This is a genomic window from Pseudoalteromonas sp. M58, from assembly GCF_042604605.1.
Lineage (GTDB): Bacteria > Pseudomonadota > Gammaproteobacteria > Enterobacterales > Alteromonadaceae > Pseudoalteromonas > Pseudoalteromonas tetraodonis.
In genome coordinates, this window is record NZ_CP152390.1 from 3,213,614 (window position 1) to 3,240,201 (window position 26,588).

Genomic DNA, 26,588 nt, shown 5'->3' on the forward strand with positions numbered 1-26,588 from the left:
ATACGCCCGTGAGACATTGTATTAACTTAAGTTAATACAAAACTATAAATAACTTAGAGTAATTGCTCAGAAAAACAACGGTTATTGAAATTATAGTGCTATTTTAGCCAACTCCGACTCATTTTACTTTTAAATAACGGATATAATGATTATTGTATCGTTGCTTGGAAGCAAATTGCCTCATTGGACGAGTTTTATAAATCAGCATTTATGCGTATTTGGTTGGTAATTGCAAATGATGTTCCATGATTCCATGGCTTTAGCACAAGAAAAAATGACAAAAGTATGTATGTTTTTAGAGCATCATGTTTTGCCTCCCACCCCCTTAAATTTTCAAGTTGTGTATACATACATTAGTAAAATCCATTTTGCGCTTAATAATGCCATTGATGATGCCATAGATGCCCATCAAAATATTGATGAGCTGTTTATTGAACAACTCTATTTTGAATATTTAAATCAAGGGCATAAAACCGAAGTAGCAATAATTGAAAACGTCAATGGCGTGATCAATTCACTATCGCAAAATGCTCAACAGACCGAAAAAAAGCTAAATGACTTTGCAGGTCATGTTAATGACTGTATGCACTCTCTAGATGAAAATAATATTGCCAACAGCCGTATTGCTTTAGAAAGGCTTAATGAACAAACTCAGCTTTTATTAACGCAACAAGCACAATTTAAACACCAACTAAGTCAGGCCAAAAAACTACACGAAGCAACTAAAAAACAACTTAATACCTTACGCAAACAACATGTGATTGACCCACAAACTGGCTTATATAAACGCCATTATTTAACCAAACAAACACAGTTATGGTTAAAACAAGACAAATCAATCTCAGCTATTGCAATTCAAATTGATAATTTAGAGCATTTTATTAATAATTTTGGCGATGCCATTGGCGAAGTGATTTTAAATAAAGTGGCTAAGCAAGTGCAAAAATATGTTTCGCAAAGTGGCTTAGCTGGGCGCTCTGCAAAAGATCAATTCATCGTTTTACTTGCTAACATAGAGCCCGAAACCGCTAACCTTATTGCACAAAAAGTGATAAGCGGAGTTGAAAAGCTACGTTTTATTAGTTCAAAAAGCGATCTAAAACTACCCCCCATTTCTCTCTCACTAGGGATCACTGAGCAACAACAAGGCGACTTTAACCAGCTGGTTAAAAGTGCCTCAAACGCCGCTTTTAAGTCACGCTCTTCTCAATAACCCAGTACACTGTTCAAACAATAAAATTAACTGATAAATCATATTCAAATTGCACCCTTGGTGCACAATCAAGTACACTAGTCTTTATTACCACGATAGAGATTAATCATGAACGAGAACCCTGAAAAGACCACGCATTTTGGCTATAAAACTGTTGCCGAAACCGAAAAAGCTTCTATGGTTGCTGATGTATTTCATTCTGTTGCGACAAAGTACGATGTTATGAATGATCTCATGTCTTTTGGTATTCATCGTTTATGGAAACGTCAAACAATTGCCAGCTCAGGTATTCGTAAAGGTCATCATGTATTAGATTTAGCCGGTGGTACTGGCGATTTAACTGCAAAGTTTAGCCAGCTTGTTGGCGAAACCGGTCAGGTTGTTTTAGGTGATATAAACTCTTCAATGTTAAAAGTAGGCCGCGAAAAGCTGCATAACTTAGGCCTTGTAGGCAACATTGATTACGTACAAATGAATGCCGAAGCCTTGCCTTTCCCTGATAATAGCTTTGATTTAATTACGATTGCTTTTGGTTTACGTAATGTGACGGATCAAAATAAAGCGCTGCGCTCTATGTATCGTATTTTAAAGCCAGGTGGTCGTTTACTCATTCTTGAGTTTTCAAAACCAGAGCAAGAATTGTTGAGCAAAGCATATGATTTTTACTCTTTCAACATTTTACCTACTATGGGTAAGTTGGTTGCTAACGACAGTGAATCATACCAATATTTAGCTGAGTCAATTCGTATGCATCCAGATCAAGAAACGCTAAAAGCGATGATGGTCGAAGCAGGATTTGAACAAGCAACTTATCAAAACCTTACAGGCGGCATTGTTGCACTTCACCGTGGGTTTAAATACTAAGGTTAGTAATTTATGGCGCTTGAAGAAAACAATAAAGAACAATCGGCTGAAAACAGTTTTTTTATGCTACCGAGCTTTGTGCTTTCGCTTATTGAACAAGTATTAAATCAAGCGCTTAAACTCGACCCGAGCTTAGTCGATAAGCTAAAAGCGGTAGAACATCAGCGTTTATTAGTTGAAGTTAGAGATTGGCAGCAAAAAATAGCCATTACTTATGCCAATCAGCAGCTACATCTTTACACTGCATTAGCACATGCTGACGCTGACTGTATGATCAGTGCCAATATAAACACCTTGTTAGCTCTTAAAAATCCAGCCATGCTTACCCAGCTTATACGTCAAGACAAACTTGATTTGCAAGGGGATTTAAACATAGCTCAAAATTATAGTTCCGCCTTTTCAAGTTTAGACATTGATTGGCCAGAGCAACTAGCAAAGTATGTTGGGGATGCACCTGCACAACAACTTTATTTGCACTTTCAGTCGTTTAAGCAGCAAGGTAAAAAAGCAAAATCACAGCTCGATAGCACCTTGATCAGCCTGTTCCAAGATGAATTGGCAATTACAATTCACCCATTAGAGCTTGCGCAATTTAAACAACAAAATAGAGCACTAAAAAGCCAAGTTGCTGCCATTGAGCAACGCATTAACGCCCTAATTAAAGCACTTTAACGCGCTAAGGATTTTTTGTGTCAACTGCCCGACTGTATTACATAACTAAAACCCTGCTTAGCTACGGACTCGATGAGCTTATTCCAAAACACAAAGTACCTTGGTTTGCTAAACTTGCACGAGGAAGTTTGTTTTGGTTGCGCAACCAACACAAAAATAAACCCCCGGGCTTAAGACTTCGTTTAGCGCTGCAACAACTTGGCCCGGTGTGGATAAAATTTGGCCAAATGCTCTCAACCCGTCGTGACTTGTTACCCCACGATATCGCGCTAGAGTTAGCATTTTTACAAGATCAGGTAGAACCTTTTGAAGGTGAATTAGCGCAAAAGATCATCGAAAAAGCATTAGAAATAGATGATATTAGCCAGCTATTTAGCGAGTTTTCACAAACCCCCTTGGCATCGGCCTCAATTGCTCAAGTGCATACTGCCACCCTCGTTGACGCGCAGGGCGAATCGCAAGATGTTGTTATTAAAGTTATTCGCCCTAACATTGAGCAGCAAATTAATGCCGATTTAGCCTTAATGGAAAAATTAGCTAAAGTTGTTGGTAAGTTAATTAATGAAGCGAAACGCTTACGCCCTGTAGAAGTGGTTAAAGAGTATAAAAAAACATTACTCGATGAACTAGACTTAATGCGTGAGGGTGCTAACGGCATTCAATTAAAGCGTAATTTTGAAGACTCAGAATCGCTATATATTCCAACAGTATACAGTGACTACAGCCGCAATAATGTGCTGGTTATGGAGCGAATTTACGGAATTCCGGTGTCAGATACTGAAGCACTGATGGCACAAAATACCAATATGAAATTACTAGCTGAGCGCGGAGTGGAAGTGTTTTTTACCCAAGTATTCCGCGATAGTTTTTTTCATGCAGATATGCACCCTGGCAATATTTTTGTGTCGCGCGAAAACCCGCACAATCCTAAATATATTGGCATAGATTGCGGCATTGTGGGAACACTTAACAAAGAAGATAAACGTTATTTAGCTGAAAACTTTATTGCCTTTTTTAATCGTGACTACCGCCAAGTAGCTCAGCTACATGTTGATTCAGGGTGGGTGCCGCCCGATACCAGCATTGAAGAGTTTGAATTTGCTATTCGTACCGTTTGCGAGCCCATTTTTAATAAACCACTTGCTGAAATATCATTTGGCCATGTACTGGTTAATTTATTTAATACTGCACGTCGTTTTAATATGCAGGTTCAACCACAACTCGTATTATTACAAAAAACCTTGTTGTATGTTGAAGGCTTAGGTCGCCAGCTTTATCCACAACTAGATTTGTGGAAAACCGCAAAACCGTTTTTAGAAGACTGGGTAAAACAACAGGTTGGCCCGCTTTCTGTACTAAAGCAAATGTATGCAAACTTACCGTTTTGGGCAGAAAAAATGCCTGAGTTGCCTGATTTAATTTATCAAAATTTAAAACGAGCACCGCACGCACAACCTCCAACATCAACGGTTTCACATAAACCCTTGGTTTTAGGACTTTTTAGTAGTGCAGCGATGATTGTTTCAGCATTATTTTATTTACAACACAACTTAATGGCTGCTGGCGTTGTCTTAGGCTGTGCTGTAGTTGGCTTTATAGCGGCTTGGCGCCGCGCATAAACTAAGTGCTATTTACCGCTGTGGGCGTATAATCAGCATTTAATCTTAATATTAACGGCTTTAAAAGCAGGAGAAAACCATGGGGTTTGGTGGTATTAGTATTTGGCAGCTATTAATTGTACTTGCAATCATTGTACTTTTATTTGGTACCAAAAAGCTACGCGGTATCGGTGGTGATTTAGGCGGCGCAGTTAAAGGTTTTAAAAAAGCGATGTCGGATGAACAAAGCGCTGAAAAACAAGCCAGCGAAAATAAAACAGAACACATTGAAAAATCAGCAGAATCAACACCTATCGATTCAAGTACAACTAGCAAAACTAAAGACAACGACAAGGTTTAACCAGCATGGGAATGTGGGAGCTTGTTGTTGTATTTATTGTCGGTTTGGTGGTGCTTGGTCCTGAGCGCTTACCTGTCGCTATTAGAACTGTGAGCCGTTGGGTTAAAACAGCAAAAGCAATGGCCAATTCCGTAAAAGCGGAGGTGAGCGAGGAGCTTCGTGTGCATGAACTACACGAAAATCTAAAAAAAGCAGAGCAACAAGGTCTTAAAGATTTAAGTCCTGACCTACAAAACTCTGTTTCTGAGCTACAACAAGCGGCGCAATCAGTCACCCATAGCTATAAAAAAAGTCAAACGCCAGCATCAAATAGCCAACAAACAGATGACTCAAAGTGAACATAGCACTCTCTTTTTTTCATGCACTTAATACACGGTATAAAACACAATGACTGAGGAAGTAAAATCAGGGTTTGTCGCTCATTTAATTGAATTACGTGACCGGCTAATTAAATCGTTATTAAGTATTTTAGTGATTTTTATTGGCTTAATTTACTTTGCAAACGATATTTATACCTTTGTAGCCGCTCCTTTAGTTGCTCATTTACCTAGTACAGCCACTATGATTGCAACGGATGTTACTGCACCGTTTTTTGCCCCTTTTAAGCTGACGTTGTTTGTTGCTTTATTTGCTGCCATTCCTTGGATTTTGCATCAAATTTGGGGGTTTATAGCTCCGGGTTTATATCAACATGAAAAGAAAATGCTGATGCCCATATTGGCTTCCAGTATTATCTTATTTTATAGTGGCATTGCTTTTTGTTACTTTGTGGTGCTACCTATAATTTTAGGGTTTTTCACCAGTGTAGGGCCGCAAATGATGACGCTTGCGCCCGATATAAGTAGTTATTTAGGCTTTGTGCTCAAGCTTTTTTTTGCTTTTGGGATCGCATTTGAAATCCCAGTTGCAATTATGTTGCTCTGCTGGAGCGGTGCAACAACCACACAAAGTCTAAAAGAAAAGCGCCCCTATATAGTGGTTGGCGTATTTGTAGTGGCAATGTTTTTAACGCCTCCTGATGTGCTTTCACAAACCCTATTGGCACTACCTATGCTGCTTTTATTTGAGCTTGGTTTAATTTTAGCTAAATTTTATACCGCAAAACCACAACAAGAATCTAAGGAATAATATGAACAAGTATTTACTTTCTTTACTCGCTTTAGTCAGCGTACCGGTTTTAGCCGCTACTCCTATTAATGAGCAAGCTTTGCAAGCCTGTAGTTTTATTGAAAACGACTTTAATCGTTTACTCTGCTACGACAACACCATTGCCGGAAAGTCATTAACACAACCAGCACAAAGCCAGTTAAGCAAATCGGCACAAACAAATGTAAAAGCTGAGGCTCCCGCTGCAACAGCGCCTGTGGCCACTAAAGCAAAAGAGTTTGGTTTAGAGCATAAAGAAATTGCGGAAAATGGTGAAGAGTCTATTACGTCAATGATTTCATCTGTTAAAAAAGCACCTTATGGTGAGCTAATCATTACCTTAGAAAATAACCAGCAATGGCGTCAAATTGGTTCAGATAGCTTAAGATTAGACGAAGGCGATACTGTTATTATTAGCCGTGGCGTATTCAACTCTTTTTTACTTAAAAAAGCAGATCAAAACCGTTCAATTCGTGTAAAACGTACTCAGTAATGCAATACACGTTAATTGATGCTGGCGTAAATTTAACTAATCATCAATTTGATGGTCAGCATCAAGAGGTGCTCGCCAGAGCAAAAGATGCGGGCGTAAACCAGATGCTGATTATTGGCTGTGATATCAGCTCCAGTGAAGAATCATTAGCAGTTGCTGCGCACTATAATCAATATGCTACCGCTGGTATTCACCCTCATGACGCTAAAACAGCAACCCCTGAGCTTGAGCAACAACTTACTCAGCTCGCTCAAAATGAGCAGGTTATTGCCATAGGTGAATGCGGACTAGATTACAATCGCGACTTTTCCCCTAGAGATATACAACGTGCTGTTTTGCGTCGTCAGCTCGCATTAGCTGAAAAACTCAACTTGCCTGTTTATTTGCATGAACGTGATGCCAGTGAGGATATGCTCACTATTTTAAAAGAATTTACTGTTCGCGGTGTACTGCACTGCTTTACAGGTAATGCACAAGCACTCTCAGGTTACTTAAACTTAGGACTTTATATTGGTATTACCGGCTGGATATGTGACGAAAGACGTGGCGAGGAGTTACAACAACTTATACCGAGTATTCCTATTGAACGTTTATTAATAGAAACCGATTCGCCTTTTTTAATTCCTCGTACAGTTAAACCAAAGCCAAAATCAAGACGAAACGAGCCAGCACTGCTGCATTATGTGTGTGACACGCTTGCTCAGCTTTATGGCATTCCGGCATCTGAAGTGGCAAAGCATACTCGTGAAAACTTTAATCGCTTATTTGGATTAGAGAAAAAATAATGCGCATCTTTAGCACCTTGCTGGCATTCATCATGGTGTTTTTTACATCCTGTTTCCCTGCAACTGCAATTGATATAAATAGTGAATTTAGCTCAAAAAAAATAGAGTCTATTCATTATTCATTTACCCCCAACTCATTAGAAGATGCACAACAAAGCAACTTACAACAATGGCAGTCACTTAATAATAAACCGCTTAATTTAGGTCTTGAAACTCGCCCTGTGTGGATTCAATTTCAACTAAATAATTATCTTAATAAGCCAACAGAGCCAATTTTATCGTTAGATAACCCACTTCTAAACAATGTATACCTGTACCACTTTATGGGTGAGAAGCAACTAAAATCGGAACATCTTGGTGATGCTCTTCCTTTATCTGATAGAGCGATTAAAAGTGAGTCTTTGTTGGTTAAATTAACACTTCCCGCTAACAGCGAAACCACCGTTTATCTTAACGTTAATAATAATGCAGGAATCGGGCTTCGCGTCCCCCTCACATTATGGCAACAAGATACATTATTAGCCCATAAAAGTATGCTTAACTTGCACTATGGATTACTGATTGGATTTATTTTTTCTTTGGCTATCAGTAGCTTGGTTTTATTTGCTTTTTCACGTAAACATTATTTTGCCTATGCCGGTGTGATTACACTGATGCTTAGCCTATTTTTAGCATATTTAGGCGGGTTTGGGTTTCGTTATGCCCTCCCAAGCATAGCAGCCTTGCAACAGTTAATGCTGCCTATTTTGCTAATGCTGATCACGGTATTGTTTCTTCCTTTACAGCGCCATGTTTGCATACCCATTAAATCCAACTTAGTTAAAGGGCAAACAATAATTACCACTTTATATGCATTGGTTATTGTACTTATAGGGTTGCTGCCTACTCCAAGCGTGGCTTTGTTTGCTATTTTAAGCATTCCTGTCATTTTAAGTTATCATGTTGCCACAACATTATTTTACCTACGAAAAAACCCCACGAGCCCCAATAAATCTCTATTTATGGCACTCGGGTTCTTTTTAATTGTAGTCATTCATTTTTCCGTTGCGTTAACAGGCCTGTATACCGTCACTAGATCCAGCTTAATACTCACCTTCGCGGCCTCTTTAAGCTGCTCATTTTGTTTAAGCTACACCGTCATAAAATTATTTATATTACAACGCGATGAGCAAGTCACAACACAACAGGCATTGATTGCAAAAAGTGCAGCGCAAGATGCGCTCTTAAATGAGCGGATTGAATTACAAGAGCGCACTCGTCATGAACTTGAAAACCAAGTTGATGAGCGCACCTTTGAGTTACAAGTCACGCTTAGGGAACTTGAAGATAAAAACCGTGAGCTTGAACAACTCAATATGGAAGATGCTCTAACAGGGGTAAAAAACAGACGCTTCTTTGATAAAAAAATAATCATGGAAATTCGCCGTTCACGCCGTGAGCAAACACCCTTGAGCATCATTATGCTTGATATAGATAAGTTTAAAGCAATCAACGATACGTATGGCCACTTAACCGGCGATCAGGTAATTCGAGCAGTCTGTGATGTTATTAAACAACAATTAAAACGTCCTCTTGATGAAGTGGCGCGTTATGGTGGTGAAGAATTTGTCGTCCTGCTACCCAATACTAATAATCAAGGTGCGTTAGCTATTGCCGAGCAAATACGGTGCGCAATAGAAAAAAGCACTGTCAGTGTTGCAGGTACTACGATTAAATACACCATTAGTGCCGGTGTTTATACTCATATTGCCGATGATGTTCATAACCCTGAAACATTTACTGAGCGTGCCGATAAGGCACTCTATCTAGCAAAACAACATGGCCGCAATCAAGTGGTTAATTTTCCAATCTCACAGTAGGAGCGTATAACTTATGGCCCAATCTGGACTAGACCTTTTCCCATATACTCGCATGCGTAGAATGCGCCGTAATGATTTCTCTCGTCGCCTTATGGCTGAAAACCAGCTGAGTGTTAATGATCTTATTTATCCTGTTTTTGTGCTTGAAGGTAAAAATCGTCGTGAAAGCATTGAATCGATGCCCGGCATTGAACGTTTATCAATTGATTTACTGCTAGAAGAAGCTAAAGAATTAGTTGATTTAGGCGTCCCTGCGCTCGCTATTTTCCCTGTTACCCCTGCAGATAAAAAGTCTCTACTCGCTGAAGAAGCGTATAACGATGATGGCTTAGCACAAAGAACTGTTCGCGCATTAAAAGAAACCTTTCCAGAGCTTGGCGTGATCACCGATGTTGCACTTGACCCATTTACTGTGCATGGTCAAGACGGCATTATTGATGATGCAGGTTATGTAATTAATGACGTCACTACCGAAATTTTAGTTAAGCAGGCGCTATCACACGCACATGCAGGTGCTGATGTTGTTGCCCCATCAGACATGATGGATGGGCGTATTGGTGCAATTCGTGAAGCCCTTGAAGCCGATGGCTTTATTCACACTCGCATTATGGCCTATTCAGCAAAGTATGCATCAAGCTACTATGGCCCATTTAGAGATGCTGTCGGTTCAGCAGGAAACTTAAAAGGCGCTGATAAAAAAACTTACCAAATGGATCCTGCCAACTCTGATGAAGCTATTCGTGAAGTAGCTCTTGATTTGCAAGAAGGCGCCGATATGGTAATGGTTAAGCCAGGTATGCCTTATTTAGACATTGTACGCCGCGTTAAAGATGAATTTGGTGTACCAACATTTGCTTATCAGGTAAGTGGTGAGTACGCGATGCATAAAGCCGCTATTGATAACGGCTGGCTGAGTGAGGAAGCCACTATTATGGAATCTTTATTAGCATTTAAACGTGCAGGTGCTGATGGCATTCTGACTTACTTTGCAAAGCAGGCAGCCCGCTATTTAAATAAGTAATAAAAGCATATTGATATAAAAGGGCTTTATTGCCCTTTTTTTATGTTTAAGAACAACACATAGTTGGCATTTATGCAGCGTTACCCCCTATTTTTATAGATAGTAATCACACTACACAGGCTCTGTCTTACCTAAAACTAAACACACAACTGTACGTTCTACCTCAAAAAATAACAAAACTTAATATTGTTAACATTCTGTATTCTATTTGTAATCATTTTTCATTACACTAAGCGTCCCATTTGGGGAAACAAAAACACGGGAAAAAATAATAATGTTGAAAACAAAAATAACGCCATTGGCGCTTGTGTTAGCAAGCCTCAGTGCACCCGCTACCGCTAACCTCGTTATATCAGAATACGTAGAGGGCAGTAGCTATAATAAAGCAGTAGAACTATTTAATAATTCGACAACCCCACTGTCATTGGATGGCTACACCCTAAGTCTCTATTCAAATGGCAATACAGAGGCAAACAATACGCTCGATTTAACCGGTGAACTTGCTGCTAATAGCACGTATGTCATTGTTAATGGTAATGCTTCAGTTGAATTAAAAGAAAAAGCAGATCAACTCAGCGCCGTCACTAACTTTAATGGTGATGACGCACTGGTACTTACGCAAGGCTCAACCGTTATTGACAGCTTTGGTCAACGCGGTGTAGATCCAGGTTCATTTTGGTCTGAAGGTGGCGTACAAACACAAAATAAAACACTGCGTCGTAAAGAAACTCAATTAAACGGACGCACTGATGCCGATGGCGCTTTTAATCCAAGTGAGCTATGGCTGCAATTTGATCAAGATGATTTTAGTGATCTAGGTATCTTTGCAGGGAATTCGTCACCTAATCCAGATCCTGAGCCAGAACCTGAAGATCCTTTACTATGTGGCGCTGATAAAACATTAATTAGCAGTATTCAAGGTGAAGGCGCAAGCAGTCCACTGGTTAACACTGTGGTTGAATTTGAAGGCGTTGTGACGGCTGATTTCCAAGCAGATGATCAGCTCAAAGGCTTTTTTGTAAATTCACTTAATAGTGATGAAGATGCAAATCCCCTTACTTCTGAAGGTGTATTTGTTTACTTTACCAATACTGATGTTAATGTTGGCGACCATGTTCGCGTACAAGGTACTGTTGAAGAGTACTTTGATGCCACCCAAATTGGTAATGTTAGCCAAGTTGCTATTTGTGATACCGGCCTTTCAGCTTATCCGACTAAAATCACTTTACCCGTTATCGATCAAAGTGAGTTAGAAGCATTTGAAGGTATGTTGGTGACCCTAGAGCAGCCATTAGTTGTCACGAATAACTATGGTTTAGGTCGTTACGGTGAATTAGAGCTTGCCACCGAACGTTTATATCAAGGGACACAAGTTGCACTTCCTGGTGCGGCAGCAAATGCGGTTGAAGCGCAAAATCTAACTAAAAAAATACTCGTAGATGATGGCTCAACTCGTCAAAATCGCGACCCTATTGCTTACCCTGTACCTGGATTATCAGCAGAGAATACGCTGCGTACTGGCGATACAGTAAATACCGTTACTGGCGCCCTAGCGTACAGTTTTAGCACTTACCGTATTCACCCAACGGTCACACCTCAGTTTATAGCAACGAATCCGCGTACCGATGCACCAGAGTTAAACCCTGACGCTGATTTACGTGTTGCCAGCTTTAACGTACTTAACTACTTTAATGGCGACGGCCAAGGCAGCGGTTTCCCAACTAGCCGAGGCGCTGACTCAGAAGTAGAATTAATTCGTCAACAGGCCAAACTAGTTAGTGCTATCAGTGCTATGCAAGCTGATGTGATTGGCTTAATGGAAATTGAAAATGACGGCTTTGGCGAATTTAGCGCAGTTGCAAGCTTAGTAAATGCACTTAATGATGCCGACAGTCAAAATCAATATGCATTTGTGGACTTTGGCGTTGATAAAATCGGCACCGACGCTATTACTACCGCGCTTATTTATCGTGCTGATAAAGTACAGCAAGTAGGAACAGCAGCGATTACAACTGACGCGCCTTTTGACTACAGCAATCGCGCACCTATTGCGCAAAGCTTTAAGTCTTTAGAGACAGAAGAAGTCTTTACTGTTGCCGTTGCTCACTTAAAATCTAAAGGTGGTTGTGGAAGTGCAACTGGTGGAAACGCTGATCAAAATGACGGCCAAGCATGTTGGAACGAAATTCGAACTGCTGGCGCCAATGCATTTGCTGATTGGTTAAATAGCAAACCAACAGGGGTTGATGATGAAGATATCATTCTTGTTGGTGACATGAACGCCTATGCAATGGAAGATCCAATCCGTGCATTTGCTGATAAAGGCCTTAAAAATGTGGTTGCTGAGCTAGATGGCAACACTTTAGGTTACTCTTATAGCTTTTCTGGCCGAGCGGGTAGTTTAGATCACGCCCTAGTCAGTCCAAGCTTATTAAATAAAGTAGTCAGTGCAACCGATTGGCACATTAATGCCGATGAGCCTATCTCGCTTGATTATAACGTTGAGTTTAAATCTGACGCACAACAATCAACCTTATATGCTCAAGGTCCTTACAGAGCGTCAGATCATGACCCTGTTATTGTCGATATTCGCTCGACCATTATCGCGCCACCTGAGCCAGAACCTGAAGTAATTATTGGCGAAATTAATAATATTGGCGGGTGGTTTTGGTGGAAAAGCTACAGCTTTGAAATCCCACAAGGTTATGACGAGCTAACGGTTAGCCTTGAAGGTGGCTGGGGTGATGCAAACTTATTTGTACGTCATAAAAGAAACCCGACTCTTTTCAGAAAAGATTGCGCCTCAATAAGCTTCGGTAATAATGAAAGCTGTTCATTTACCAATCCTAAAGAAGGTAAGTGGCGAGTGCGTGTAAACGGCGCCATTCCTTTTGGTAATGTTAAATTAACGTACAAAGCAACAAAGTATGCTGATTAAGCTTAATTAGTCGGTTAACAATTAGGTATTGTGACCTAAAATATCTATATAGTTACTCAAAAGCCGCTTTCGCGGCTTTTTTATTTTTTATACAAATGTAATTCAGACAAGCTTCAGCAAACATTGCTTACTATCTATGCAAACCTTGATATGGCCTTTATCAAATTTCACACCTTTCATTTATTGTTTAATAAATACAAAGTGTGAAGCTGCGTTACTACACCTGCGCTAAAACGATAATTGCCCAGTCCTGCTAACCCATATAAAAACCATTGAGATAGACGTTACTCTCGCTGTAAATATATTTTTATAAAGGATTCAAAATGAAAGAACGCATTCACCTTATATCAACTTGTCAAAGGGCTTTTAAACCTTTGGTAGGGATGTTGATAGTTTTTTCACTGTGGGGAACGAACAACGCCATTGCAGCAACCTCATTAGAAGCGGCAATACCACAAGGCAGCTTATTTGATGTGATAAGTGCGCGTGCTAAAAAGCTTGCTGAGCAAGATTACATTGCACCTAAAAACATACAAATAGAAGCGCTCAATAGTATTGATTATCAAGACTACCGCTCAATCCGCTTCAAACACGATCAATCGGTATGGAAAGATGAAGGGCTTTATGAGCTGCAACTATTTCACCCAGGTTTTTTATATAAAACCCCAGTCAAAATCAATATCGTTGATCAAGATGCCAAGCTTAGCCGTCTCCCATTTAGCACAGACTTTTATCAATATGATGGAACAGCAGCACACCTAAAAGATGAAATAGCGAAAAGTGTTGAAGGTACACAGTTAGGGCATGCTGGTTTTAGATTGCACTACCCACTAAATAACGATGACTATAAAGATGAAATTATGGTGTTTCAGGGCGCTTCTTATTTTCGCCTAGTTGGACCTAATCAAGTTTATGGCTTATCAGCACGCGGATTGGCAATTGATACCGCACAAACATCTGGTGAAGAGTTTCCTTCATTCAAAGAGTTTTGGTTAGTAAAACCAACACCAGAGCAAACTAATATTACTATTTTTGCTTTACTCGATAGCCCATCGGTAGCGGGAGCCTACAAGTTTGAAATAGACCCAAACACACAGACACGAGTTAACGTCGACATGCAAATTTTTGCGCGTAAAGATGTTAAAAAGCTAGGTATAGCGCCATTAACGAGCATGTTTTATCACGGTGAAAATAGCACTAAGTTTTTTGATGATTACCGCCCTGAAGTACATGATTCAGATGGTTTGCTCACGCAGTCACAAGAGAGTAATTGGGTATGGCGTCCGCTTAATAATCCATCCCAACTCAGTGTAACCTCTTTTTCATATGAGAATCCAAAAGGCTTTGGCCTTGTGCAGCGTGACCGTGACTTTAATAACTACTTTGATATCGAAGCGCATTACCATGACCGCCCTAGCCTTTGGATAGAACCACAAGGTGAATGGGGTAATGGCCGTGTTGAGCTAGTAGAAATTCCAACAGATACTGAAACAAACGATAATATTGTAAGTTATTGGGTTCCTGAAAAGCCGTTCAAAGCAGGAGAGGCATTAAAGTTTAGCTATAAGATGACGACGTTTAATGATTATCTAAGCCAAAATAATTTGGCCAATGTAGCTAGAACGCGTATTGGTAGTGCCGCATTACCTGGTGAAGATAATCCACCGCCAAAAAGCCATCGTCAATTTACTGTTGACTTTACCGGCCCTGATATCAATCAGTTATCAGCAAAATTAGCACTTAGCGCAGATCTTCAGCTGACTACCGGTGAAGCCCGCGATATTACAGTGCAAAAATTACCAAAATCATTAGGTTGGCGTGTTGCTTTTAAAGTCGCTCCCCAAGGTAGTGATCCTGTAGATATGCGTTTATCGCTAAAGCTACGTAATAAAGAAGTGAGCGAGGTATGGAGCTATGTTTGGTATCCAAATGACATCAAGTAAACAAAGCGCAGGCACGCCGATGCCTTTTAAAACACTTCGTGTGTGGTTATTTGCTATTGCTGCTATTGGTCTTTCAGGCTATGGCATTTCAATTATGTTTGAAATTTTAAACTCAAATGGCATGACCTTGCTTGAGTATGCACTTCTTGCTTTATTTTCTATTACTTTTGCGTGGATAGTCACCGCATTTTGTAGTGGTTGTATTGGTTTTATACTGCAGCTATTTCGGATAGATCCACTCACACTTAAAAAAATAAAGCCGGTCTCTATTAACAGTGAAGCACTGTCACAGCAAAAAACGGCTGTGGTTATGCCTATATATAACGAAGATACGCACAGAGTGATTGCAGGCTTTGAAGTCAGCTTACAATCATTAAAAGCGACAGGGCAATTAAAACACTTTGATTTTTATTTACTAAGCGATACACAAGACGCAACTATTGCTAGTAATGAATTAAGTGCATGGCATGCGTTATGTGAGCGCTTAGGTGATACTGCAAAGCAGGTATTTTATCGTCGCCGTGAAGATAACAAACATCGTAAAGTGGGTAACTTAACCGACTTTTGTGAGCGCTGGGGTAGCCAATACGAGCATATGATTGTATTGGATGCCGATAGTGTGATGACGGGTCAATGCATGCTAGAGCTCACTACCAGTATGCTAAATAATCCACAAGCGGGATTGATTCAGACTATCCCTATTCCTGTGCGCCAAGATACTTTTTTTGGACGCTTTTTACAGTTCGCTTCAATTCTTTATAGTCCAATGTTAGCTACCGGCTCTGCTTTTTGGCAGACCGACAAAGCCAATTACTGGGGCCATAATGCCATTATTCGCGTCAAAGCATTTATTGATTGCTGTGGCTTGCCAACACTAAAAGGTAAAGCGCCTTTTGGTGGTGAAATTTTAAGTCATGATTTTGTGGAAGCCTCTTTATTACATAGCGCGAATTGGGACGTATTATTACTTGCCGATATTGAAGGCAGTTACGAGGAAGTTCCGAGCAACATATTAGATTATGCTGTACGCGATAGACGCTGGGTTCAAGGTAATATTCAACACCTTGGCTTATTATCATCAGCAAAATTAAAGCTAATGAGTAAGCTGCATTTTTTACTGGGTGCAACCGCGTATATATCATCACTCATTTGGTTATCTATGCTGGCGTTAAGTACCATAGATGCGATAACACGCGCTTTAAATAGCGATGTCTATTTTAATCGCGCCTATCAACTATTTCCAACTTGGCAAATAGCCAAAACAGAACTCATTGACTCATTACTTTACCTAACTATCATTATTTTATTATTGCCTAAACTCATGGGCGTGATTGTTACCTTAGTACACCGTAAGCAGCGCTTTGGTGGTGCATTAAAACTTACTTTAGGGTCTATAATTGAAACCGTATTTGCCATTATTGTGGCACCATTAATGATGGTTTTTCATGCGTACTTTGTAGTCTGTGTATTTTTAGGCAAAAAAGTAAAATGGGACGCTCAACCGCGTGAAGGCAGAATGGTGCCATGGAAAGAAGCGTTTAGTTATACATTGCTTTCTTCGCTGATTGCCATTGTATGGGGTAGCGTTGCTTATTACTTTACGCCAGTCTTTTTTTGGTGGTTATCTCCTATTTTATTAGGGCTCATACTCGCTGCACCTATTGTGCGCTATTCAAGTAGTATCAAGCTAGGCGTTAAGCTCAGACAATGGGGGATTTTTCTCTGCCCGAGTGAAGTCGATAATGATGCAACATTAGTGGCACTTAAAGTACACCTCAAAGAGATAACCGTTCCACCTGCAGGGCGTTATTCAACAGCAATACCGCTGTTACCACAAGAACATAAAGTAACCATGCCTATTCAGAGCTTTAGTAGTGAATCACATCGTAAGAAGTTTAAAGCACTCATCACAAAAACAGCTAATAAGCTAAATTAATACCAATTCGCTTAATTAAGTCAGCTATTTTGAAGATTGGTATAGTCATAATAAATAAAAAAGGAGCAACTAACTGTTGCTCCTTTTTTATGACCGCACGCTTTAATTTTCGAGCTTAATAACCTTCAGACAATAAAAAACCCGCAACAAGTGCGGGTTTTTTTAAAGAGTTAAAGTGCTAATTACTTAGCTGCTTTTTTCTCTTTTTCTGCAGCGATTACTGTGTCAGCTACGTTTTGTGGACATGGTGCGTAGTGTGAGAACTCCATAGAGAACTGACCACGACCTGATGTCATTGTACGTAGTGAACCGATGTAACCGAACATTTCTGATAACGGTACGTCTGCTTTAATGCGAACGCCAGTTAAACCAGCTTCTTGGTCGCTTAACATACCACGACGACGGTTAAGGTCACCGATTACGTCACCTACGTGATCTTCTGGCGTGAACACGTCAACTTTCATGATTGGCTCAAGAAGTTGTGCACCCGCTTTAGGGATAGACTGACGGAAAGCGCCTTTAGCTGCGATTTCGAATGCGATTGCTGATGAATCCACGGCGTGGAAGCCACCGTCGAAAAGTTCAACTTCAACGTCAAGTACTGGGAAGCCAGCTAGAACACCTTCGTTCATCATTGACTTAAAGCCTTTCTCAACTGCAGGCCAGAATTCTTTAGGTACGTTACCACCAACAACTGAAGATGTGAACGTGAAACCAGAACCCACTTCGCCAGGCTTGATACGGTAATCGATTTTACCGAATTGACCAGAACCACCAGATTGTTTCTTATGCGTGTAGCTATCTTCGATTTCACGAGTGATAGTTTCACGGTAAGCAACCTGTGGTTGACCAACGATAAGGTCTACACCGTAAGTACGCTTAAGGATATCTACTTTGATATCTAAGTGAAGCTCACCCATACCTTTAAGGATAGTTTCACCTGAATCTTCATCAGTTTCAACTTGGAAAGATGGATCTTCTGCAACCATTTTACCGATAGCAACACCCATTTTCTCATTACCGCCTTTATCTTTAGGCTGTACAGCAATCGAGATTACTGGAGTTGGGAATACCATTGGCTCAAGTGTTACTGGGTGCTTAGGATCACAAAGAGTGTGACCAGTTTGCACGTTCTTCATACCAACGATAGCGATGATATCGCCCGCTTGCGCTGAAGTAAGCTCTTTACGCTCATCTGCTTGCATCTCAACCATACGGCCAACACGCTCAGTTTTACCAGTAAATGCATTAAGGATAGTGTCACCCTTGTTAAGCACACCAGAGTAGATACGTACGAATGTTAATGCACCGAAACGGTCATCCATGATCTTAAATGCTAACGCTTTGAAAGGTTCGTCAGCAGATACGATTGCATGCTCGCCGTTTTCGTTACCTTCTTCATCCATAAGAGGTTGAGGATCAACTTCTGTAGGAGCAGGTAGGTAATCTACTACTGCGTCAAGTACAAGTTGCATACCTTTGTTTTTGAATGCAGAACCACAGAATGTAGGGAAGAACGCAAGGTCACGAGTACCTTTACGGATACAACGCTTGATGTCTTCGATTGAAGGGATTTCACCTTCCATGTACGCTTCCATTAGGTCATCGTCTTGCTCTACAGCAGTTTCGATAAGCATTTCATGGTATTCATCAGTTTTCTCTACCATGTCTGCAGGAACGTCTTCAATAGTGTAGTTTTCTGGAAGACCTGTCTCATCCCAGATGTATGCTTTTTTGTTTAAAACATCAACAACACCACAGAACTCATCTTCGATACCGATTGGTAAAGTCATGATAAGTGGAGTAGCACCAAGTACTTTTTGTACTTGCGCTGTTACACGGAAAAAATCAGCACCCATACGGTCTAATTTGTTTACGAAGATGATACGTGCAACACCTGACTCATTCGCGTAGCGCCAGTTAGTTTCTGATTGTGGCTCAACACCACCAGAACCACAGAATACACCCACACCGCCATCTAATACTTTAAGTGAACGGTAAACTTCAACGGTGAAGTCAACGTGTCCAGGAGTATCGATAACGTTAAAACGGTGATCTTTCCAGAAACAGCTTACTGCCGCAGACTGGATAGTAATACCGCGCTCAGCTTCTTGATCCATGAAATCGGTAGTCGATTCACCATCATGAACCTCACCTGTTTTGTGGATAGTACCTGTAAGCTTTAGGATACGCTCAGTAGTTGTGGTTTTACCCGCATCAACGTGCGCGAAAATACCAATGTTTCTGTACTTCGATAAATCTGCCATTAATTTTACTCTTAATAAAGTCGATAAATTATTCGGCGGGAGTATAGCATTACTTAAAGCGAACATCACCATAGAAGTCGCTTAAAATGCAATCAATTTATAAAAAACTTGCTTTAAAGATATTTTGAGGTATGAGATGGGCTTAAAAGAGGCATATTATAAACTGTATTTAAACGACTTAAGTCTTTATCAGCGTCATTGTTGAACGTCAAAAGCGCAATCGGATGATGACATGAAGCAAACACAATTATTTTGCTCCATGTAAATCGTTAGTAAAATCACTCAAAACTCATAGTTTTGACTTTGTCGCTAATAACTAAATTACCCGCAGTTTTGGCTTTGATTTCATCAATAGTCACACCGGGTGCGCATTCTAATAAATGAAAAGCGCCATCTTTTATTTCTAATAGAGCCAAATCAGTAATTACTTTATTGATACAACCAACGCCGGTTAACGGTAGGTTGCATTTATTCAGTAGCTTTGATTCACCGTGTTTATTAGCATGGGTCATAGTGCAAATAATGTTTTTTGCCCCAGCCACTAAATCCATCGCCCCGCCCATACCTTTGACCAATTTATTAGGGATCATCCAACTGGCAATGTTACCGTTTTGGTCCACTTCAAACGCACCCAGCACGGTTAAATCAACATGCCCACCGCGGATCATGGCAAAGCTCTCAGCAGAGCTAAAAATAGCGGCACCCGTAGCTGCGGTTACTGTTTCTTTTCCTGCGTTGATCATATCGGCATCTACATTTTCAGCGGTAGGATAGGGCCCCATGCCCAGTAACCCATTTTCTGATTGCAGCATTACCTCAATGCCCTTAGGCACATAATTGGCCACCAATGTAGGTATCCCTATTCCTAAGTTAACGTAGTAGCCATCTTGTAATTCCATTGCCACGCGTTTTGCTATTTGCTCTCGTGTTAATGCCATTATGTGCTCCTTAGGACTTTGCCGCTCGAGTGGTGGTTTTTTCAATACGCTTTTCAAACTCACCTTTAATAACGCGATCGATATAAATACCTGGCGTATGAATTTGGCCTGGCTCAAGCTCTCCGGGCTCGACAATTTCTTCAACCTCTAATACGGTTATTTTACCTGCGGTTGCGGCCATTGGATTAAAGTTCATCGCTGTATGACGATAAATACAATTACCATAGCGATCTGCCTTCCACGCTTTAACAATGGCAAAGTCACCGATTATACTGGGCTCTAATAAATATTCGCGCCCCTTGATTGAACGGGTTTCTTTACCTTCAGCCACAGGCGTACCGACACCCGTTGCGGTATAAAATGCTGGAATTCCGGCGCCGCCTGCGCGCATTTTTTCGGCTAGCGTCCCTTGTGGCGTTAGTTCAACATCTAACTCGCCACTCAGTAACTGCTGCTCAAATAACGCATTTTCGCCCACATACGAGGCAATCATTTTGCTAATTTGCTTGTCTTCAAGTAACAATCCTAATCCAAAGCCGTCAACACCACAGTTATTCGATACTAAGGTTAAGTCTCGGGTGCCTTGGCGCTTAATCTGTGCAATTAATCCCTCAGGAATACCACATAAACCAAAACCACCAGCAATCACGGTCATGCCATCTTCAAGCCCAGTCATAGCGTCACTGTAGCTTGTTACTACTTTATCAAAACCTGCCATTAGCTCCCCCTTATTGTGCAGTCCAACCGCCATCAATGGCGATTGCTTGAGCGGTAATGTTGCGTGCAGCATCTGCCATTAAAAAACTCACGGTATGCAAGATTTCGTCTAAGCCGATAAATGCCTTTTTCGGCATGGGTGCCAGCATAATGGTGTCAATTACTTGCTGCTCAGAAATACCATGCTCTTTGGCTTGTGCGGCAATTTGCTGCTCCACTAATGGCGTTTTTACATACGCTGGGCACACTGTATTAATAGTAATATTGGCATCACCTGTTTCTAATGCTATGGTTTTAGCAAAGCCAATTAAGCCATGCTTCGCGGCGATATAAGCAGATTTATACTTAGAGGCCACCATGGCGTGAATAGAACCTATATTAATGATGCGGCCAAAATCTTGCTCACGCATGCGTGGCAGTACCGCTTTAGTCATCATTGCGGGACCTACCAACATCACTTGCTGTAAAAGCAGCCACTTATCTGCAGGAAAGTCTTCTAATTTAGCTACATGCTGTATTCCTGCATTATTAATTAATACATCCACAGGTTGCGTAAGAGTGCTAAAAAAATCTTCAATCGCTTGGCTATCTGCCACATTCAATGCATAGCCCTGAGCGTTACCGCCCTGATTAACTATTTTTTGCGCGGCTTGTTGAGCTACCTGTTCATTAAGGTCGGTTACAATAATGCTATGCCCAGCTCGGGCTAGCTGCTCAGCAATGTGTAGCCCTATACCACTAGCCGCGCCGGTGATTAATACGTTTTTACTCATACTGCTACTCCTCTAAAAATTCACTGATCAGCTGCGCTTTAGGCGAGATTGAAAAAATTCCATCGAGATGCCCCCAGCCGCCTTCAATTTCAGAAAGCTGAACCTCTTTCCCAAGCGACTTCATTGACTCATATACAGTGCGCATATTTTCAGGGCGTAGCAGTAAATCATTGGTTGCAGGCAATAACAGTGTTTTAGCGCTAATTTTTTTAAGTGCTGCGCTTAAGTTGCCTTCCATACCGGCAGTAAACAGTTGTGATGCCCGTACCAAATACAATACATGATTTGCATCTTGGGTTTGTGCACGCGCCATTGCACGCTGTGCTAGTACTTGGTTTAACTTAGGCAAGGTACGAATGTCTTTTAACGCGCCTTCATCAAGTACGTTAAAGTCAGGGAAGCTAGCGTTATAAATAATTGGATGCATCGCATCTTGGGTAATATTTAGCATGGTTGCGGCAAGTCCATCTAATGGGCGCTCCTTGTCGTAGTAATTACCTTGCTGCCAGTTTTTATCTAAACGAATGGGGAGTGCCCATTTTTCAAGCGCAGCGACAGTCCATGCATCCATGGTTGCTGCACCAATAACATGGATTAGGCGTTCAACCTGATCTGGATAACGCGTTGCCCACTCTAGCGCCTGAAAAGAGCCCATAGATGCGCCCATCACGGCATGTAATTTAGTAATACCCAAACTCTCTAATAAGCGTTTTTGTACGTTAACAAAATCAGTAATAGTAACCACTGGAAAATCCAAGCCATAAGGTTTACCTGTCGCAGGGTTAATTGATGCAGGCCCCGTAGTGATTACGTGTGGGTCATGCCAATTAGCATTGACTAAGGTGTCAGAGCTGATCACAAAATACTTGTTAGTATCTATGGCTTTTCCTGGGCCAATTAACGCATCCCAGTATCCTGCTACGGCTTCGTCGGCTGAATATTTACCTGCTGCATGAGAGGTTCCTGAAAAATAATGAGTGATCAAGATTACATTATCTTTGGCTTTGTTAAGCTCACCATAACTTTCCCAACCAATATCAACCTGTGGCAACGTTGTGCCAGAAACCGTTGTGAAGTTTTCTGTGCTGAAATGTTGCTTTTCTACTAGTAACGGCTCGGCTTTATCAGCGCCAGACACCGTACTACTAAATAAAAACAGCAACCCTATTATTAATATTGTTTTCATTGCAATTCCTTAAAAAGTGATGAATAAGCTCAGCGCAAGAGCCACCCCAACCAATGGGATAACCACCGTCAATGCGGCTAATGGCCAATAAGCGCGTTGATGTGTTTCTTTACAAATGGCACGTATAGTTGTGACCACGTAACCATTATGTGGCAGGCTGTCTAATGCACCAGAACTAATAGCAACCACTCTGTGTAATTGCTCTGGATTAACCCCCATATCCAAATATCCAGGAGCCACAAGCGGTAGTGCAATCGCTTGCCCGCCGGATGCTGAACCCGTTAATCCGGCTATTACGCTCACGGCAACAGCAGCCCCCACCAACTCATTACCTGGCATATGAGTCATAGCATCAACAGCAGCAATAAACGCCGGCGATACTTTAGCCACTGCGCCAAACCCTACTACAGCAGCAGTGTTACCTATAGCAACTAAGGCGCCAGTGGTCCCCATATTGATGGCATTTGCCATGTTATGAAAATACTTATAATTGATGACCACAATACTTAAAACACCACCAAGCAACGCCACAATTAGTGCGGTTTGTTGTAAAACATCATGCAACATAAATGATAAGAGTAGCACCACCAGCAAAGGAATTACGCCGGTGATTGGATGAGGGCGTTCACGCTCTAAAATAATTGGGTCATCGTCTCTTGCAGCAAAACGCTCACCTTTGGCAACCGCCTTTTTAATCATTTTATTTAGCCAAAAGTAACCGACTGTTGCCATAAAAATGGCCACTACTAAGCTTACTTCCCATGCCGCATAGGGTGAGGTACCTAAATGCTTTACGGGTATCCAATTTTGAATTTCAGGCGAGCCCGCAGAGGTCATAGTGAATGTCACTGAGCCAAACGCTAATGTTGCGGGTATAAAGCGCCGCGGCAAATCGGCATCTTTAAATAAACTGAGCGCCATCGGGTAAACCGAAAACGCCACAATAAATACACTGACTCCGCCATAAGTCAGCACGGCACAAGCAATCACCACCGCCAGCACCGCATGCTTCATACCTAACTTGCCAACAATGTAACTGGCTACACTATCTGCTGCACCAGTATCTTCCATAAACTTACCGAACAACGAGCCCAGTAAAAACATAAAAAACCATGCACTTAAAAATCCAGCAAAGCCATCCATGTACGCGTTAATAAAATTACTGTCGGCAGTCACCGGGAATATAGCCATCCCGCTTGTTAGTGCCACCAACAATGCACATATTGGCGCGGCAATAAATAAATTGACCCCGCGCAACGTTAAAATTATCAGCAGTATTAAACCGCCTAACAGCCCTATCATGCTCAGCATAGACATTCCTATAATTATTGTTATTACCCAGATGAGGTGACATCGCAGTAACTGTTGTTAGTTTTATCGCTCAGCGCAAATAAAGACATAGCACTAAGGTACTATACGTTATAAAACTTACACAAAAATCATATAAGTCAAGGTGTTAAGCTTTTATAGCACTATGGTACTAATTCATTTTTTAACACTATCTTCTACATTAAGTGCAGGTGACATGAGCAAACAAATAATCAACTAATAACAACAGGAACACACCATGATAAAGCTCAAACAAAATATCACACCCGTTACACTCGCTGTTTCACTCGCCTTATTAAGTGCAACAAGTGTGGCAGCTGAACAAGCGCCTAAAGTAAAAAAAGCAGAGTTAGAGCGAATAGAAGTAACCGCTCGCAAAACCGTTGAAAACTTACAAGAAGTTCCGGTTGCCGTAACCTCAATTGGCGCACAAGAATTAGCAGAAAACGGCATCAGCGTAATGACTGAAGTACAGCAGTTTTCACCCAACACTACGCTACAATCAAGCCGAGGCACTAACTCTACCATCACTGCGTTTATTCGCGGTGTAGGTCAGCAAGACCCGCTTTGGGGCTATGAACCTGGCGTAGGTATTTACATTGATGATGTATACATCGCCCGCCCGCAAGGTGCCGTGCTCGACTTACTTGATGTACAACAAATTGAGGTGTTACGTGGCCCACAAGGTACGCTATATGGCAAAAACACTATTGGTGGTGCAGTTAAGTATGTCACCAAAGAAATGAGCGGAGATGCAACGCTAAATATTCAAGGCACCGTAGGCAGCTACAGCCAAAAAGATTTAAAAGTCACTGGGCAGCTCCCGCTTATTGACGAAAAACTCTATATTGGTTTTGGTTTTGCTACATTAAACCGTGATGGCTATGGTGAATTTTTAACGTCAGCGCTTGATAATCAAGACCGCGAAAACTACAACAAAGATGTTACCGCAGCACGGGTTACGTTAGAGTACACCCCTACCGATGACTTATTCTTTCGTTTCGCGTGGGATAAAACTGATGATGACTCCAACGCGAAAGGCGGGTATCGCTTACTTCCAAGCTTGTTAACGAATGCGCCTGTACCCGATAGCGTGTATGACTCTTATACTAGTTTACCTACATGGAACAAAGTAGAACTTGAAGGTATGAGCTTAACTGCTCGCTGGGATATGAGTGCAAACACGAGTATTAAATACGTTGCAGCAACAAGAGAGAGCTATTCACCAACTAACATCGACTTTGATAATACCTCTTTACCTATTTTTGATGTTCCAGCCATTTATGACGATGAACAAACCACGCATGAGTTGCAGCTAAATCACAGTGGCGATAACTACAAATTAGTATCGGGCTTATATTACTATGATGGTGAATCGTGTGGCCAGTTTGAAGCAATATTAGGTGTGCTTGGTCAAAGTTTAGGTGCCCCTGGGCTTACGCGTGAAGTAAGCGGTTGCAGCAATTCCACCAGCAAAGCGGCTTATATACAAGGAAGCTACGACTTTGATGAAAAATGGTCAATGACACTTGGCGCGCGCTATACCAAAGACAGCAAAGAAGCGATTGTAAATAATGGTCTTATTTTTGACATTGTTTACCCTGAATCAGGTTGGATCCCGGGTTATGTTCGCCCAGAAGGACAACTCGTGCCTACGGTACTAGATGACAGCGAAGATTGGTCACGCTTTACACCTCGTGCGGGTGTTGAATATCAATATAATAACGACATCATGTTTTTTGCTAGTTACTCGCAAGGGTTTAAGTCAGGGACATTTAATCCACGAGCTACAACAGCAGAACCTGCAGCAAGGCCCGAAGTGGTTGACTCTATTGAGTTAGGCATGAAAAGCGAATGGAATGATAATTTACGCGCAAATTTAACTGTATTCACACTTGATCATAAAGACCGTCAATACATATCGGTATTACCCGGTGACAGCGCCGCCGATTTAAACCAGCGCTTAGGTAATATTGGCGAGTCTAAGTCTGATGGCGTTGAATTAGAACTTAGCTATGTTGCAAACGATGCACTAACTTTTGACGCGTCAATAGGTTACATCGACAGTAGTTTTGAAAATGTAATTGATACCAATCCTGATACCGGTGAAACATTTGATAAATCAGACCGTTTTAGTGTTTCAAACACCCCAGATCTAACTTTTAACTTGGGCGCTACCTATCGTTTATACACAGAAATGGGCGACTTCGTTATAAACGGTAATTATTACCATCGCGGTGATTATGCGTTATTCGAAGAAGATAGCCTCTTAACACAAGACGCCTACGGATTATTAAATATTGGTGTTACTTGGTATAGCGCAGATGGCCATTGGACTGCGGGTATTTATGGTAAAAACTTAACCGATGAAGAATACATGATTGGTGGTTATCAGTTCGTGGCTCCTGACCCATCAGATCCAACTGATACCAGCAAATACACACCGGGTCTTGGTGGCGATAATACCTTAATTGGTTATTACGGTGACCCCCGCACAATATCACTCACTGTGGGCTATCGTTTTTAAAATTTAATTTAAGCGTTAAGGT

Annotated in this window: 21 protein-coding genes; 15 read left to right on the forward strand and 6 right to left on the reverse strand. The window is 41.2% G+C overall.

The window, feature by feature from the left end:
- Positions 1–253 precede the first annotated feature (253 nt).
- From AAGD16_RS14855 to mdoH, 14 genes are all read left to right on the forward strand, one after another.
- Entirely contained in the window at positions 254–1,213 is a 960-nt protein-coding gene (locus tag AAGD16_RS14855; protein ID WP_013466197.1) for a diguanylate cyclase domain-containing protein, read from the forward strand.
- Between the two features lie 108 nt (positions 1,214–1,321).
- The gene (gene ubiE / locus AAGD16_RS14860) at positions 1,322–2,077 is read left to right on the forward strand and encodes a bifunctional demethylmenaquinone methyltransferase/2-methoxy-6-polyprenyl-1,4-benzoquinol methylase UbiE (protein ID WP_008108541.1); all 756 of its coding nucleotides are present in this window, start codon (positions 1,322–1,324) and stop codon (positions 2,075–2,077) included.
- 12 nt (positions 2,078–2,089) lie between these two features.
- Positions 2,090–2,749 carry an SCP2 domain-containing protein gene (locus tag AAGD16_RS14865; protein ID WP_377112713.1) on the forward strand — a complete coding sequence of 220 codons (660 nt, stop codon included), beginning with the start codon at positions 2,090–2,092 and terminating at the stop codon, positions 2,747–2,749.
- Between the two features lie 17 nt (positions 2,750–2,766).
- Positions 2,767–4,368 carry a ubiquinone biosynthesis regulatory protein kinase UbiB gene (ubiB, locus tag AAGD16_RS14870; RefSeq protein WP_013466199.1) on the forward strand — a complete coding sequence of 534 codons (1,602 nt, stop codon included), beginning with the start codon at positions 2,767–2,769 and terminating at the stop codon, positions 4,366–4,368.
- Between the two features lie 79 nt (positions 4,369–4,447).
- Positions 4,448–4,708, forward strand: coding sequence for a Sec-independent protein translocase subunit TatA (tatA, locus tag AAGD16_RS14875; protein WP_013466200.1), 261 nt, complete (start codon positions 4,448–4,450; stop codon positions 4,706–4,708).
- Positions 4,709–4,713: 5 nt separating this feature from the next.
- Entirely contained in the window at positions 4,714–5,046 is a 333-nt protein-coding gene (tatB, locus tag AAGD16_RS14880; protein ID WP_013466201.1) for a Sec-independent protein translocase protein TatB, read from the forward strand.
- A gap of 49 nt (positions 5,047–5,095) precedes the next feature.
- The gene (tatC, locus tag AAGD16_RS14885) at positions 5,096–5,836 is read left to right on the forward strand and encodes a twin-arginine translocase subunit TatC (protein ID WP_013466202.1); all 741 of its coding nucleotides are present in this window, start codon (positions 5,096–5,098) and stop codon (positions 5,834–5,836) included.
- A gap of 1 nt (position 5,837) precedes the next feature.
- Positions 5,838–6,347 carry a hypothetical protein gene (locus AAGD16_RS14890; protein ID WP_033103535.1) on the forward strand — a complete coding sequence of 170 codons (510 nt, stop codon included), beginning with the start codon at positions 5,838–5,840 and terminating at the stop codon, positions 6,345–6,347.
- Positions 6,347–7,132 (forward strand): TatD family hydrolase, encoded by a 786-nt coding sequence (locus tag AAGD16_RS14895; RefSeq protein ID WP_377112718.1) that lies wholly within the window; start codon positions 6,347–6,349, stop codon positions 7,130–7,132. Before AAGD16_RS14890 ends, AAGD16_RS14895 begins: the two co-directional genes overlap by 1 nt.
- The gene (locus tag AAGD16_RS14900; RefSeq protein ID WP_377112721.1) at positions 7,132–8,991 is read left to right on the forward strand and encodes a diguanylate cyclase; all 1,860 of its coding nucleotides are present in this window, start codon (positions 7,132–7,134) and stop codon (positions 8,989–8,991) included. Before AAGD16_RS14895 ends, AAGD16_RS14900 begins: the two co-directional genes overlap by 1 nt.
- A 13-nt stretch (positions 8,992–9,004) precedes the next feature.
- On the forward strand, positions 9,005–10,012 hold the full coding sequence (gene hemB / locus AAGD16_RS14905; RefSeq protein WP_008108557.1) for a porphobilinogen synthase: 1,008 nt from the start codon (positions 9,005–9,007) through the stop codon (positions 10,010–10,012).
- 274 nt (positions 10,013–10,286) lie between these two features.
- Positions 10,287–12,950, forward strand: coding sequence for an ExeM/NucH family extracellular endonuclease (locus AAGD16_RS14910; RefSeq protein WP_377112725.1), 2,664 nt, complete (start codon positions 10,287–10,289; stop codon positions 12,948–12,950).
- A gap of 323 nt (positions 12,951–13,273) precedes the next feature.
- A complete protein-coding gene (locus tag AAGD16_RS14915; RefSeq protein WP_064662681.1) occupies positions 13,274–14,893 on the forward strand; it encodes a glucan biosynthesis protein G in 1,620 nt (539 codons plus the stop codon).
- On the forward strand, positions 14,865–16,829 hold the full coding sequence (gene mdoH, locus AAGD16_RS14920) for a glucans biosynthesis glucosyltransferase MdoH (RefSeq protein WP_377112729.1): 1,965 nt from the start codon (positions 14,865–14,867) through the stop codon (positions 16,827–16,829). The genes AAGD16_RS14915 and mdoH overlap by 29 nt, the downstream gene beginning before the upstream one ends.
- Before the next feature lie 182 nt (positions 16,830–17,011).
- Here the strand turns inward: mdoH and fusA are convergent, their stop codons facing one another.
- The 6 genes from fusA to AAGD16_RS14950 form a co-directional block, all read right to left on the reverse strand.
- Entirely contained in the window at positions 17,012–19,096 is a 2,085-nt protein-coding gene (gene fusA, locus AAGD16_RS14925; RefSeq protein ID WP_013466210.1) for an elongation factor G, read from the reverse strand.
- A gap of 278 nt (positions 19,097–19,374) precedes the next feature.
- Entirely contained in the window at positions 19,375–20,034 is a 660-nt protein-coding gene (locus AAGD16_RS14930; RefSeq protein WP_016899057.1) for a CoA transferase subunit B, read from the reverse strand.
- A gap of 10 nt (positions 20,035–20,044) precedes the next feature.
- Positions 20,045–20,752, reverse strand: a complete 708-nt coding sequence (locus AAGD16_RS14935; RefSeq protein ID WP_016899056.1) for a CoA transferase subunit A — start codon at positions 20,750–20,752, stop codon at positions 20,045–20,047.
- Positions 20,753–20,762: 10 nt separating this feature from the next.
- Positions 20,763–21,524: a 3-hydroxybutyrate dehydrogenase gene (locus AAGD16_RS14940; RefSeq protein ID WP_377112735.1), complete on the reverse strand. Its 762-nt coding sequence runs from the start codon at positions 21,522–21,524 to the stop codon at positions 20,763–20,765.
- A gap of 4 nt (positions 21,525–21,528) precedes the next feature.
- Complete coding sequence (locus AAGD16_RS14945) at positions 21,529–22,710, reverse strand: homoserine O-acetyltransferase (RefSeq protein ID WP_016899054.1); 1,182 nt, start codon at positions 22,708–22,710, stop codon at positions 21,529–21,531.
- Positions 22,711–22,719: 9 nt separating this feature from the next.
- A complete protein-coding gene (locus tag AAGD16_RS14950) occupies positions 22,720–24,021 on the reverse strand; it encodes a GntP family permease (RefSeq protein WP_024602249.1) in 1,302 nt (433 codons plus the stop codon).
- Positions 24,022–24,277: 256 nt separating this feature from the next.
- Here AAGD16_RS14950 and AAGD16_RS14955 point away from each other — a divergent pair, with 256 nt between their 5' ends.
- Complete coding sequence (locus AAGD16_RS14955; protein WP_377112740.1) at positions 24,278–26,566, forward strand: TonB-dependent receptor; 2,289 nt, start codon at positions 24,278–24,280, stop codon at positions 26,564–26,566.
- The last annotated feature ends 22 nt before the right edge of the window (positions 26,567–26,588 follow it).